This is a genomic window from Gillisia sp. Hel1_33_143, assembly GCF_900104765.1.
GTDB lineage: Bacteria > Bacteroidota > Bacteroidia > Flavobacteriales > Flavobacteriaceae > Gillisia.
Genome location: NZ_LT629737.1, coordinates 3,165,050 through 3,180,860 on the forward strand (window position 1 = coordinate 3,165,050; position 15,811 = coordinate 3,180,860).

Annotated in this window: 5 protein-coding genes; 3 read left to right on the forward strand and 2 right to left on the reverse strand. The window is 34.4% G+C overall.

What is annotated here, in order from left to right; genetic code table 11:
• Positions 1–3 precede the first annotated feature (3 nt).
• Entirely contained in the window at positions 4–2,232 is a 2,229-nt protein-coding gene (locus BLT84_RS14815; protein WP_091267360.1) for an ATP-binding protein, read from the reverse strand.
• A 3-nt stretch (positions 2,233–2,235) separates the two neighbouring features.
• A complete protein-coding gene (locus tag BLT84_RS14820) occupies positions 2,236–5,886 on the reverse strand; it encodes a chemotaxis protein CheB (protein WP_091267364.1) in 3,651 nt (1,216 codons plus the stop codon).
• 313 nt (positions 5,887–6,199) lie between these two features.
• On the opposite strand from BLT84_RS14820, the gene BLT84_RS14825 reads away from it, so the two are divergent.
• The 3 genes from BLT84_RS14825 (at position 6,200) to BLT84_RS14835 (ending at position 15,734) form a co-directional block, all read left to right on the forward strand.
• Positions 6,200–8,320, forward strand: a complete 2,121-nt coding sequence (locus BLT84_RS14825; RefSeq protein WP_231929550.1) for a M3 family metallopeptidase — start codon at positions 6,200–6,202, stop codon at positions 8,318–8,320.
• A 143-nt stretch (positions 8,321–8,463) separates the two neighbouring features.
• Entirely contained in the window at positions 8,464–13,446 is a 4,983-nt protein-coding gene (locus BLT84_RS14830) for a translocation/assembly module TamB (RefSeq protein WP_091267366.1), read from the forward strand.
• Positions 13,443–15,734, forward strand: coding sequence for a BamA/TamA family outer membrane protein (locus tag BLT84_RS14835; protein WP_091267370.1), 2,292 nt, complete (start codon positions 13,443–13,445; stop codon positions 15,732–15,734). Before BLT84_RS14830 ends, BLT84_RS14835 begins: the two co-directional genes overlap by 4 nt.
• Positions 15,735–15,811: the final 77 nt, after the last annotated feature.

Here is a 15,811-nt window from a genome sequence, read left to right on the forward strand (position 1 = left end):
CTACTAAAGATCCTCAGGAATGCTAAAATAGAATGTGGAGCCTTCATTCAATTTAGAATCTAACCATAATGCTCCATTATGTTTTTCAATAATTTTTTTTGCAATTGCAAGTCCTACTCCACTACCTGCAAAATCATCTCCCGCAACTCTAGAAAACACCTCAAAGATTTTCTCTTTCCCGGCAGCATCAATTCCTATACCATTATCTTTTACAAAGTATACTGTTCTTCCATCTTTAACGTCAAATCCTAATTCTACCGTAGGATGGGCTGTTTTAGCTGAATATTTTAACGCATTTCCAACAAGATTAGCTAATAATTGAGAGAACATCCTTCTATCTGCAACAATTCTTGGAATGTCCTCCTGTACAATTATTTCAGTTTTAGGATATTCACCAGATAAATTATGAGTTGTAAGGATTTGATCTAAAATAGTATTGATAGATAGTGACACCGGTTGAATTCGGGTCTGGCCAACCTTAGAATATGATATAATATCTTCTATGAGCGTGTCCATTAATTCAGCAGAGTTTATTATCGTATTTATGGCATTCCTACCATAATCATCTGTCTTATTTTTACAATAGTCTCTTAAAATTCTAGCATACCCATCTATACCTCTTAGCGGTGCTCTAAGATCATGAGAGACACTGTAACTAAAAGTTTCAAGTTCCTTATTTGCTTCCAGAAGTTGGTCATTTAACGCTTTAATATGATCTTTTTGATTTCTTACAATGATATTTGTAATACTTTCTTCTAGATTATAAGCTGCTTCAAAATCATATTCTTCCCAGGGAATTGCTGCGCCAGATTTTTTCTCTGTCCATTTTTCAAAAGATCTTCGCGGACTAAGATATTCTACTCCGTCCTTAACCACACCAGATTTTACCGGCTTCCCACCCCAGGATACACTTTCTATAGCTTGAGGTCTAAACCAAAGGAGATAATCATTCTTATTTTCACCAATTCTAATACTTAAAACTCCAGAGGCCTTATCTTTAAAAGAAGTTGCTGAGGGTATTTTCTTCATTAGATTTTTAGTAAAAAATAAACTTTCCTCTTGTTTAGTCAAAAATTCACTTACCAGAAATTTTATTTGTTCTTCCGTTGGTGTTTTTCCAACCATACAAATAGTTCCATCTAAAACCAATGCACCTCCAGAACATTCTACGATGTTTGTGAAATTAGGTTCAAATTTGCATATGGCATCATTTAAATGCTTTATGGATGACATTTGAAGTACCAGCTTTTTTCTGATATCTTCAGAATACGCCATTTTTTCTATAAAAACATTACTGGTTCTTAATGCTAGTTTATTAGAAAATACTTGAGTTAAGAACTTACAAGATTGTCTCTGATTATAATTTATAAATTTAGGCGAATAATGATGGCAAGCCAATAAACCCCACAATTCACCATTTAAAACTATAGCAGCAGTTAAGCTGGCACCTACTCCCATATTTTGAAGATATTCTATATGAATAGGAGAAACTGCTCTTAATTCAGATTTGGAAATATCTATAGGTTTCCCATTAATTGGGGAAAGTTCAGGAAATATAGCAGCAGGCTTATAATTTACATCAGCAATAATTCTAACTCCTTGCTTCAGGAAGATCTGTCTGGCTTGCTTAGGAATATCAGAAGCCGGATAATGCAACCCTAGCCAACTTTCTAAATGAGATTCTTTAACCTCTGCAACTACTTTCCCATTCCATTCTTCATCAAATTGGTACATCATTACCCTGTCATAATCAAACAGGTATTTTACTAATTCTACTGCATTCTGACTAATTTCTGGAATGGTTTGCTTATCCCCAATTTCATTCAAGATCTTGGTTAGTTGCTCCTGATACACCAATGGATCTAAAGACCCGCCATGTGGATCAAAATCTAATATTAAGCTCTCACCGGATAGATGCGGAATAATAAAAAATTCTTTATTATTTAATCTTATGGTTTTGGGAAGGAGTGTAATATTGTCTTTTAACTTACGCACTAAGGTCTTCATAAGATCTTCAGGAAGAATCATATCTATATTCTTCTTAAGGATCTCCTCAAGACTAAAACCAAGAATTTCCTCTACATTCTCACTGCATTGTAGAATATCTAAGGTAGTAACATCACAAATAATAATAACCCCATGAGCCTGAGCTTTACCTATTATATGTATAGGTTCTTGCTCACAATTAGTAATTGTTGTTTTCTGTAAAGAATTCAAAGAATCTTCAGACATATATTATGTTGCTATTATTTTAAAATAAAAGGTACTTCCAACTCCAAATTGAGAATCTACCCAGATAGTACCCTCATGCAATTGTACGATCTTTTCTACATGAGCTAGACCTACTCCTGTTCCTTCATATTTCTCTTCTGTTCTTACTCTATTGAAAATGGTGAAAATGTTCTTAAGATCTTCTTCCTTCATTCCTATACCATTATCCATCACGGCGAATACCCAATATTTACCATCTGGATACGCAGAAATTCTAATCTCTGGATTTCTTTCTTTATTTCTATATTTAAGCGCGTTGCTTAATAAATTTTGAAATAAAAGTCTAAGTTCTACCTCATAGGCTTCTATTTTTGGAAGAGCACCTACATGAATCTGAGCTTTACTTTCTCGAATACTCTTACCAAGATCATATTTTACAATCTCTACCAGTTCTTTTGTATCTACTGTGGTTTTCTTGGTATCTCTACCAATTCTAGAATGTTCTAATAAAGCTTTGATCTGATTTGCCAATCTATCTGAAGCTTCATCTATATAAGAGATATACTCTTTACCTTTAGCATCCAATTTGTCTGCATAGATCTTTCCTAAAATATCACTACCAAATTTTATGGTAGCCAATGGCTCTTGTAAATCATGTGAACAGATTGAAACAAACTGTTCCAGATCTTTATTAGCTCTTTCCAGATCTGCCTTCTGGTCTTTTAATTCAGATTGAACTTCTTTTAGTTTAGAGATATCTACACAAGTAAACCTGTTGGTAATAATGGTACCTTCTTCATCAAATTCTGCAGTAGAATTCAGGATTATTGGAATAAGTTTACCTGTACTGGTAACCATTTCCTGCTCGATATTCTTTAATTCACCGGTTTCGTTAAAAACTTTGTTCAGTCTTAAAGCTTTTAATTGCGCCTCATCAGCATAAAGTTCAAAGATGGGTTTCCCTATAATTTCTTCTTTAGAGGTATATTCAAGTTTAGTTACTGCCTCGTCATTACATTGCACAATTAAAGCGGTATTAGGATCTACGCTAAAATGCATTACCGGATCATCCTCATAAAAAGATTTAAATCTTTTCTCACTGGCAATCAAGTTATTCTTAGCTTTCTGAAGACTTTCTATATCTATAAAAGTTATAACAACCCCGTCTGCTTCTTGTTGTGAATTTTTAAATACAGAAATACGTTGCAGATAATTCCTTCCTTCTTTAGAGATAATATGTTTCTCCAACGATCTTCCAGTCTTTAATACCTTCTTACACCTTGCTACCAAACCTCTACCTCTATTTGTTCCAAAAGATGTGGTAAAATTCTCAATGGGCCTTCCTATATCTGCACCTATAAGACTGAAATGTTTTTTAATGGCAGGAGTAAATTTTCTGATCCTTAAACCAGAATCTAAGAAAATAGTACCTATATCTGTACTCTCTAATAAATTGATCATATCAGAATTTAAGGCTGCAAGATCATCCATCTTCTGAACGTTCTCTGCATTCACGGTGTTGATCTCTTCATTTACACTTTGAAGCTCTTCATTAGTACTTTGCAACTCTTCATTACTTGCCAATAATTCTTCATTAGCTGCTTGAAGTTCTTCGTTACTAGTTTCAATTTCTTCTAAAGAGATCTGTAATTCATCTTTAGTCTTTTTTAATTCTAGCTCTAGATCTTCAATATACTGCTTAGTACGACTATTTATTGTAACTTTTTCTACCTCTTGAACATTATTAAAATTCAATTCTTTCTCCACAAAGGTGATGGCAAAATTAGTTTCGTTATCTAGATATTCATTTTTAAATGGTTTAACAATTAGATCCAGACTTTTGGTTTCGCTATTATGTTGATAAACTGCATCCCTATAAAATACCTTAGAATTGTCTCTAGCAGCACTCTTAACGCTAGATTGCACAATATGTTTGAGATCTTGAGATAACATATCTAAGAGGTTAATAGAAAACCCATTAACGGGTAAATTGGCATATTTTCTAAAAGCACCTATTCCCTGAAGAATATTATACTCAGAATCTACATATACACTTGCTCCTCCAAACTGTTCTAAAATAGCCTGATTAAGATCTTCTATGAATTTAGATGAATTACTACTAGCTGTATTCACTTCTCTAACTTTACTCCTTGAGATCCTTGCTTTAGGAGTAGTGCCTCTACTTGTTGAAGAATGCAATGTTTCTGCTCTTAAACTGCGCTTGGGATTAACATTTTTGAAAATTTTCCACTTTCTACTAATGTCTTCAAAGAATTCTCGATGCGTATTTACAGTTTCTGAAGTACCCATAACAAGATAACCGTCTTCTTTTAAACCGTAGTGAAGAACATTTAAAGCCTTAAGCTGAATAGAGGGCTGAAAATAGATAAGTAGGTTACGGCATAAAACCATATCCATATTGCTAAAAGGCGGATTCTTTATAATATTATGCTTTGAAAAGATAACCATTCTGCGTAAGCGCTCTACTACATGATATCCATCTGCTTTACAAACAAAATATTTATTTAGAAGAAACGTATCTATATCTGCAACAATACTTTCAGAATAAATTCCATTACTTCCAATATCCAAATGCTGCTGAGAAATGTCTGTAGCAAAGATCTTTACTTCAAATTTCTTATCCTGCCGCTCCATTTCTTCATTAATGTACATTGCTAGAGAATATGGCTCTTCTCCTGTACTGCAGGCAACATCCCAAATCTTTAAGGTTGCACCCGGCTCTACGCTTCTCACCATTTCAGGGATAACCTCATCTTCTAGTATCTCCCAAACCTGACTGTCTCTAAAAAATTTAGTAACGCCAATAAGAAATTCTCTATATAATATAGGAGTTTCGTCTGGATTTGCTTGCAAATAAGAAAAATAATCTTCTAAAGATGAGCATTTACAAACACTTACTCTTCTTGCTACTCTACGTGCTAATGTAGCATGTTTATATTCTCTAAAATCTAGATCTGTTTGCTCATCAATAAAATGTAAGATCTTAGAAAGAGTTTGCTCATCATACTCTACATTATCATCATCATAACCTACAACCAATGGCGCATTTATGAAATTATTGATCTCTGTACCCATTTCTTCTGTAGACAATATATAATCTACCAAGCCTGTGTTAATAGCGCTTTTAGGCATGCCATCAAACTTAGACTCATCTGGGTCTTGAACCATCACCATCCCATCTACCTCTTTAATAGATCTTATCCCTCTGGTACCATCACTTCCTGTTCCACTTAAAATTACAGCAATAGCATCTTCTTTAAAACATTGTGCCATAGATGTAAAGAACATATCTATTGGAAGATTTAGCTTTTGATTTTTTGGCTTATCTAATAAATGAAGCTTACCGTCTTCTATCACTAAATTATTTACCGGTGGAATTAAATAGATCTTCCCTTGTTCTATTTCTGAGTTGTCTGAAATTTGCACTATTGGAAGCGTTGTAGATTTTGCCAAGAGCTCTGCCATCATACTTTTGTAATCTGGAGATAAATGTTGAATAACTACGTAAGTAGTAGAATCATTTTCAGGAAGGTTTGCAAAAAAAGATTTAAGGGCTTCCAATCCACCCGCACTGGCACCAACAGCCACTACTCTAAAATCTTTAGACTTGTTTTTGTGCTTTTTTAATTTACTTAACTGCTTGGTTTCTGCCATTATAGATATAAAGGGTAAGGGTGATAATATTTAAAAATCGAGATTTATTTTTGAAAACATTACAAAAAAAGCAAATTTAACAATTTCAGGTTTAATTAGAAATAGGTGTTTTACACCATATCCATCAAATCTTAATGTTTTTAATCTTAACGTTGTAAATTTTGAAATATTAGTACCTTAGGGGGCTAACAGAGTTATTTTAAAAAATAAATCATAAATTTTCTTCTACATGAATAAATCTATGCAATCTATTACCCTTAACTCTTTTAAAGTATTAACGGTAATAGCCTTAGGATCTTCGCCAATGATGACGATGAGCGCGCAAGAAAAAAATCAACACGCTACAGAAATGACAGAGAAACAGAATTTCAGCAATCCATTATTGCAAAAATGGAACGGACCCTATGGAGGTGTTCCAGCTTTTAACAAAATGGACCTGCAACAACTAAAACCAGCTATGGAAGAAGCTATGAAGCTTCATCTAGAACAAATAGAAGCAATTGCTAATAACAAAAAACCGGCAACCTTTGAGAATACCATACTTGCTATGGAGAGTGCCGGGAAGCCATTAGATAGAGTCTTCACTTATTATGGAATTTGGAGTAGCAACCTTTCTTCGCCAGAGTTTCGTGAAATTCAGCAGGTATTAGCTCCGGAGATCTCAGATTATTCTTCTAAGATCTCACAAAATGAGAAGCTTTTTAAGAGAATAAAAGCAGTTTATGACAAATCTAAAAAAGAGCCTTTAGAGGCAGATCAACAAAGAGTGGTACAGCTCATCTATGAAAATTTTGCCATGGAAGGTGCTAATTTAGACGCGAAGGCAAAAGAACGTTATGCAGCTATCAATAAAGAGCTTAGTAAACTTTATACAGATTTCTCTAATAATATTCTTGCAGATGAAGAAAATTATGTGGAATATCTAAATGAAGATCAATTAGGCGGTTTGCCAGATTCTTTTGTAAAAGCTGCGGCAAAGGCTGCTCAAGACAGAGATCATGATGGTGAATATGCAATAACCAACAGTAGATCTTCTATGGATCCTTTTCTTACTTATTCTACACAACGCGAATTAAGAGAGAAAGTTTGGAAAACCTACTATTCTCGTGCAGATAATGGAGATGAATACGATAATAATGAGAACATTGTTAAGATCTTAAAACTTCGTGATGAGCGTGTAGAGCTAATGGGTTATGAAAATTTTGCTGAATGGAGATTGCAGAACAGAATGGCCAAAAATCCGAAGAATGCTATGAACCTTATGAATGCAGTTTGGCCCGCCGCTCTTGCAAGAGTTGAAGAAGAGGTTGCAGATATGCAAGCGCTTGCAGATGCCGAAGATGCAAACATCACTATCAAACCTTGGGACTATAGATATTATGCAGAAAAAGTAAGAAAAGATAAGTATGATCTAGATTCTGATGAAGTAAAGCAATACCTCCAGTTAGACAATCTTACACAAGCGCTATTCTTTACAGCAGGAGAATTATTCAATTTTGATTTTACCCCTGTAGAAGAAGGTAGCGTTCCTGTTTTCCATCCAGATGTAAAAGTTTGGGAGGTTACAGATAAAACCAGTAAAAAACTTATTGGACTTTGGTACTTAGACCCTTATGGACGCAAAGGAAAACGTTCTGGAGCATGGGCTACCACCTATAGAAGTTACACCAATTATGAGGGTGAAGAAACTGTACTTGCTTCTAATAATTCTAATTTTGTAAAACCTGCATCGGGAGAAGTCTCCTTAGTTTCATGGGATGATGCAGAAACTTTTTTCCATGAATTTGGACATGCTTTACACTTTTTATCTGCAGATGTAAAATATCCAACCCTTCAAAGCGGCGTTAGAGATTATACCGAGTTCCAATCTCAATTATTAGAGCGATGGTTATCTACAGATAAAGTGATAGAAAAATTCTTATTAAATGCTAAAACAGGAGAGCCTATGCCGGCAGAACTAGTAGCTAAAATTAAGAAGGCTTCCACTTTTAATCAAGGTTTTGCTACTACAGAATTTTTAGCTTCAGCTTTAATGGATATGAAATATCATACTACAGATCCAGATAAGATTGGAGATCCAAGAACGTTTGAAAAAGAAACTCTTAAAGAATTGAACATGCCGGAAGAGATCGTGATGCGTCACCGTTCTCCTCATTTTGGTCATGTATTTTCTGGGGAAGGCTATGCAACCGGATATTACGGATACCTTTGGGCAGATGTCTTAACTGCAGATGCTGCAGAAGCTTTTGCTAATGCTCCTGGAGGTTTTTATGATAAAGAAGTGGCTCATAAATTGGTTAAGTTTCTATTTGCCCCTAGAAACGCTATGGATCCAGCAGAGGCATATAAGAAATTTAGAGGAAGAGATGCTAATATAGATGCACTCATGAGAGACCGTGGGTTCCCTGTTCCGGCAAAAGAAGAGAATAAATAATTATATCCTCTTAAAATTAATATTATGGGCTATGCAAACAAACTGCGTAGCCCATTTTTGATGATAAATTCAAAACTTTTGTTCTAATATTTTTAACACCTTTAATAGCATAACTTTATATCTTTACCTCTAAAATCCTGAAATTGAATAAAACAGTTAAGAAGAGCTTAAAAGTACTTGCTTGGATAGTGGGTATCATCATTGGTCTTTTCCTACTCATCGTCTTATTGCTTCAAGTTCCGGCAATACAAAATGTAGTCAAGAAAAAAGCGGTTAGCTTTATTGAAGGAAAAATCCATACCCCCGTTTCCATAGACAGATTAGAGATTGGTCTTCCAAAAAAGATAGTGCTTTCAGGATTTTATTTTGAAGATCAGGAACAAGACACTTTGATCTACGGTAAAAGATTAGCTATTGATATTAGCCTTTTTAAATTAATAAGCAGTGATGTAGAGATCAATTCTATAGAATTAGAAGGAACTCAAGCTTATATTAAAAGAAACAAAGATTCTGTTTTTAATTTTGATTATATAATAGAAGCCTTTGCTACGCCAACCACAGATACCACTGCAACGTCTACCATTACTTTAGGAGATATAGCACTAGATCAGATCAAGTTTAAATTTGAAGATGCTATCACCAAAACAAATATCGATCTTCAGCTTCAACATTTTGATACGTATGTAGAAACTTTTGATCTTGATAAAATGAATTTTTCTGTTCCAGATATCAATATGGACGGCTTGACCTTGAGAGTATATCAGGATGCATTAGCAATTAATTCTATTGCAACTCCTTCAGAAGAAAATAGTAGCGTAACAGATAGTACTGCCCCTTTCAACATAAACCTCGAAGATATACGGCTCTCTAATATCGACATTAAATTCAATAGCCATCAGAGCAAAATGAATGCTAAGATCGCGCTTAGGGAGTTATCCTTAGATTTTGATGATTTCAATTTTGCAGATCAAAACGTTGTAATTAATGACTTTGAAGTTGATGGCCTTAATGGAAATGTACTTTTGCTTAAAGATGAAAAATTAGTTAATAACGCTCAAGATAGTACTGCTACTTCAGCTCCGATTCTATGGAAAGTTGCTGTTGCTGAAACCAATTTAAGCAATATCAATTTTAAATTTAAAGATGAAAATGCTAAGCCGGTTGAGGAGGGAATAGATTATATGGATCTAGAACTTACCAATATCAATTTGGAAGCCGATGATCTTGAATATACCGCAGATCGTATTTCTGGTGCTATTTCAGCATTTACTATGAAAGACAAATCCGGACTTTATATTAAATCGTTACATACCGATTTTCTTTACGCTAGTACTTCTTCTTATCTAAAAGATCTTTACATAGAAACGCCGGAGAGTATTATTCGTAAAAAAGTAGTGTTAGGATATCCATCTTTAGAAGCGATGCAAGATGATCCCGGAACTATAGAAATAGATGCAGAATTTGAAGAGAGTAAGATCGCATTTCAAGATATTTTGATCTTGGCTCCAGAACTTAAAAATACCAATCCGTTTCAATCTAATCCAAATGCGGTGCTTTATGTAGATGGTAAGATTTCTGGGAAATTGAACGATCTAAAAGTGGAGCAATTTAGCGCTTCAGTAATTGGAAGCACCAGAGTAAGCGCTACTGGAACTATTAAAGGATTACCAGATGTAGAAAATGCCAGATTCAATTTAAATATTTCTGAATTTACCTCTACCGCTCAAGATATTAAAGAATTTGTACCAGAAGGAACCATTCCTAGTAATATCACGTTACCGAAAAGAATGAATTTAAAAGGAAGTTTTGCCGGTTCTATGCAAAATTTTAAAGCAGATCTAAAACTGAAAAGCAGCTCGGGAGATGCAAGTTTTGATGGAAATTTGGATATGAGAACCGAAGGGAACGAGATTTACGACGGAAATCTTAAATTATCCAATTTTGATGTTGGTAGATTGATTCAAAATGATTCTATAGGTGTGGTTAGCATGAATGCCAAGGTAAAAGGGAGAGGTCTAGATCCTAAAACAGCTACCGCAAGTGCCTCTGGAACAATTACCAAAGCTCAATACAACAGTTATAATTATAAAGATCTAAAATTTGAAGGCGATATAGCTAAGGGCGATTATAACCTAAAAGCTGGAATGAACGATCCTAATCTAGATTTTGATCTGAATGCTTCCGGAAGTTTTAGTGGAGAACATCCCTCGTTAAATCTAGAAACCAATTTAAATAATGTTGGCTTAGATTCCCTCAACCTCTACGGAACTCCATTAAGATTCACTGGAAAGATTAAAGCAGCGCTTACAAGCGCAGATCCAGATTACTTAAATGGAAAGGTATATATAACAGATCTTGTTATTGATAATGTAAAAAAGAAATTTCCATTAGATACTATTTCATTAACCGCAGTTTCAAAATTAGATAGCACCTCTTTAGTTTTAGAATCTCAATTATTAGAGGCTAGTATTAAAGGGCAATTTCAACTTACTAAAATTGGGGGGGCGCTTACCAGATCTCTTTCCCACTATTATGAGATCTATACGGTTGCAGATACCGCCACTATTAAAGATCAAAATTTTGGCTATAAATTAAAAGTTCAAAGCGATCCTCTATTAACGCAAATTATGCCTGCTTTAAATCTAGAGGAGCCACTAAATATTTCCGGGAGATTTAACAGTGTGAATGATACAATAGTGATGGTGGCTAATTTCCCGAGAATGGATTATCTAGATTATAAGATCACCAATGGTGCTTTGGATATCCACCCAGAAGGAAATGCCCTCACCTACGATCTCACTATTGGTGATGTTGATAGTCCGCAAATAAAATTGCCTTATACTTCGCTTACCGGAAAGGTGGAAAATAACATGGTAGATTATAATCTTAGAATAGATAATTCTAAAGGTCAGCCACATTATCAGGTTGCTGGTACTATGGAAACCTCTTCTGGAAACACGTTGTTTTCTTTAGATCCAAAGAATCTTTTATTAGATTATGAAAATTGGAGCATTCCTCAAGACAATCAAATTATGATTGCAAGTAATGGCGTTTTAGCAACCAATTTCAACTTAAGCCATAATAATAGTGCTATTAAGATCAATTCTCAAACGCAAGATCCTGCTTCTCCTCTAAATATAGATTTTGAGAGTTTTAAAATTGAAACGATAAGTGCTATGATATCTAAAGATACCTTGTTAATGGGTGGCCAGATAAATGGAGAATTATCTTTAGCAGATATGTTTACAAAACCTAAAATAATTTCAGATCTAAACATTGCCAATTTTAATTTCAAAAAAGATACTGTTGGAGATATCAGATTAAGGATAAGCAGCCAAACCCCTACTCTTTTAAACACCAATATTAATATAACGGGAAAAGGCAATCAAGTAGATCTTACCGGAACTTATGAAACTACAGAAGGTTCATTAAATATGAATTTGGATATTAAAACATTAAATGTGAAGAGCATTCAAGGTTTTAGTTTTGGCGCCATCTCAGAAAGTACAGGAAATATTTCTGGGAATTTTGATATTTCGGGAACTGTTGCAGAACCTAACATTGTTGGTAGAATGAAATTTAACGAGGTAGGATTTCTGGTTAATCAATTAAATGCAAATTTCCATACCATGAACGACTGGATTGCGTTTGATGAGAAGGGAATGAATATGTCTACTTTCACTTTATTTGATGAAGATGATAATAAATTAGTGATAGATGGAAGTATTGCTACTACAGATTATACCAGCTACAATTTTGATCTTGATGTTACTGCAGATAATTTCCACGCCGTGAACTCTACCGCAAAAGACAATGACTTTTATTACGGAGATCTTTATTTAGACAGTAATTTAAAAATTGGTGGATCTTTAGAAAGTCCTGTAGTGAGCGGAACCATAGACATTCAAGAAGATACCGATTTCACCATCGTTATGCCTCAACCAGATCCATCTATTGCCGATAGAGAAGGCGTGGTGGAATTTGTAGATGAGCAAAGTTTACGAGAAGCTCAGGCAAAGCAAATGGAAGCGCAATTTTCTAATGCAGAGCTGGAAGGAATGGATGTTTCAGTAAATATTACCGTTACCGATAAATCTAAATTCACCTTAGTAATAGATGAGGCTAATGGCGATTTCTTGAATTTGGAAGGAAATGCACAACTTTCAGCAGGTATAGATCCTTCAGGAAAAACAAGCCTAACAGGTAGATATGAATTATCTGATGGAGCTTATGAAATGTCCTTCAACTTTATTAAAAGAAGATTCGAATTAGAAAAAGGCAGTTACATACTGTGGACGGGAGATCCTACAAATGCAGATATTAATATTACTGCTATCTACAAATCTGAGACAGCACCTATAGATCTATTAGACAATCAGCTTTCCGGGCTTACCCCTTCAGCTAGAAATATCTATAAGCAAAAATTACCTTTCCAAACTAAATTGAATATGAAAGGGGAACTATTAGAACCAATCATCAGTTTTGACATTGTTCTACCAGAAGGTAATTATAATGTAGCTTCTGAAGTGCTATCTAATACAAGAGCAAAACTGGCTCAAATTAGAGATCAACCTTCAGAATTGAATAAACAGGTTTTTGCATTATTACTTTTAAATAGATTTATTGGAGAGAATCCTTTTGCCAGTGAAGCAGGTGCCACCAGTGCAGGCGCATTAGCAAGACAGAGTGTGAGTAAAATTCTATCTCAGCAATTAAATGATCTTGCAGCAGACCTAATAAATGGAGTTCAGTTAAATTTTGATCTTGAATCTTCAGAAGATTATACCACAGGACAGCGAGAGAACAGAACAGATTTGAATGTAGGAGTTTCAAAATCTTTATTAAATGATAGATTAAAGGTTACCATAGGTAGTAGTTTTGGATTGGAAGGTCCGCAGGGCGCTAATCAGCAATCTACCAATATTGCCGGTGATGTTGCAATCGATTATATGCTTTCTAAAGATGGAAGGTATTTGCTCAGGGCTTATAGAAAGAATCAATATGAAGTAGCTGTACAAGGGCAGGTAGTAGAAACCGGACTCTCTTTTATTATTACTATGGATTATGATAGATTTAGAGAACTGTTTATAGGAAATAAAGACAAAAATAAGTCAGATAACAAATGAAAATAAATCAATTTCTATTACTTCTAGTTGCGGCTCTAATTTTTAGTGCATGCAGCAATACCAAATATTTAGCTGAAGGTGAACTATTATATACAGGAGCCAACGTAAAGGTAAAAGGAGATAGCTTATCCTCAAAATCTACCGCCTATTTTGAAGAGAATTTGGAAGGCTTGGTAAGACCAAGATCTAACTCTAGTATCTTAGGATTAAGACCTAAATTATGGTTTTACAATATCGCGGGAGAACCAAAAAAGGATAAAGGCTTTAAATATTGGTTAAAAAATAAGATGGGAGAACCACCGGTATTATTTAGTCAAGTAGACATGGACTATAACACCAAACTTATTCAGAATTACATTGAGAATAAAGGTTTTTTTAATGCAAGAACAAGCGCAGACTCTTCCGCTAGTGGTAAAAAAGCAACTTCCACATATACGGTGCAATTGGGTGCTCGCTATATTATAGATTCTGTAAGATTTCCAAATGACTCTATTCCGCTTACCATAGATATTAAAGCAACAGAACCAAATTCTCTATTAAAAACTGGCAACCCATATGATCTTGAAGTTATAAAAACAGAAAGAGATAGAATAGATGCAAAATTAAAAGAGGTTGGATATTTTTATTTTAATCCAGACTTTTTACTAGCTCAAGTAGATAGTACCGCAGGGAATCATCAGGTAGATATAAAGATGAAAGTAAAAGATGAAACCCCTATCCTTGCCCAAAGAACTTTTACTATTGGAAATATCTATGTATATCCAGATTATTCTATCAATAAAGACACATTAGCTGAAGATTCTAGCGCTGCCATTTATTATAAAGATCTCACCATTTTAGATCCTGAAAATAAATTTAAACCCAGCGTGTTTGATAGATCATTACTATTTAAGAAAGGTGAATTGTACAATAGAACAGATCACAATAAATCTTTGAATAGACTGGTAAACCTCGGAACTTTTAAGTTCGTGAAAAATCAGTTTAAACCATCAGACTCTATAGATGGTGCCTTAGATGCCTATTATTATTTAACTCCTTTAGCAAAGAAGTCTATACGCCTGGAACTTACAGGTAAAACCAATTCTGCTAATTATTTAGGTACAGATGTTACCTTAAGCTGGAGAAATAGGAATGCATTACGCGGTGCAGAACTACTAACTATTTCGGCTTCAGCAGGATATGAAGCACAATACTCTTCTAATAATAGCGGATTTAATATTTATAGATTTGGAGGAGAAGCATCTTTGTCTTGGCCAAGATTAATAACTCCATTTAATTTAGAATCTAGTAGTGCTTTTATCCCAAAGACCGTAGCGAAATTGAGTTTTGATTTTCAATCCAGATCTCAGCTTTATGCACTAGAATCTTTTAAATCTTCTTTTGGATATCAATGGAAAGATAATATCAGAAAAGAACATCAACTTAATATTTCAGAAATTACTTATGTAAGACCTTTTAATGTTACAGATCTATACAAAGATCAAATAATTCAAAATCCATCATTAGGAAGAGTAATAGAAGAACAACTAATTTTTGGGCCTACATATAAGTATACCTACACCAATACCATGGAAACTGCAAAGACCAATACTATATTCTATCAGGGTTCTGCAGATCTATCTGGTAACATTGTAGGTTTAGTAACTGGAGCCAATGCTAAGGAAGGAGAACAAAAAGAAGTTATTGGTGTCCCATTTAGTCAATATATTAAACTAGAAAATGATTTTAGACATTATTTAAAATTAGGACCAGGGAAAGAGCTGGCAAGTAGAATAATTGTGGGGGCAGGAATTCCTTATGGAAACTCTACCCAATTGCCTTTTATTAAGCAATTCTTTGTTGGTGGTACCAATAGTATTCGTGCTTTTAGAGCCCGAACAATAGGCCCGGGATCTTATAATTTTGAGGTAGATGATAATGCATTTTTACCAGATCAATCTGGAGATCTTAAATTAGAATTGAATTCAGAATTTAGAGCAGACCTATTTAGTATTGTAGAAGGAGCTTTATTCGTAGATGCCGGTAATATCTGGTTATTAAATGAAGATGAGCAAAAACCGGGAGCTGCTTTTTCCGGAGATTTTTTAAGTGAACTTGCAGTAGGTACCGGGGTGGGTTTAAGATTTGACTTACAATTCTTGATCTTGAGAACAGATCTTGCTTTTCCTATTAGAGTTCCTTATTTTGAGAAAGGAAATAGATGGGTATTAGATCAGGTAGATTTTGGAAACTCCCAATGGAGAAGAGATAATTTAGTTTTTAACTTAGCTATTGGTTATCCATTTTAAAATATAGCTAAACTTAAATAATGAGCATAAAAAAAGGCTTCCTATGGGAAGCCTTTTCTAAAAATATAAAGAAAATT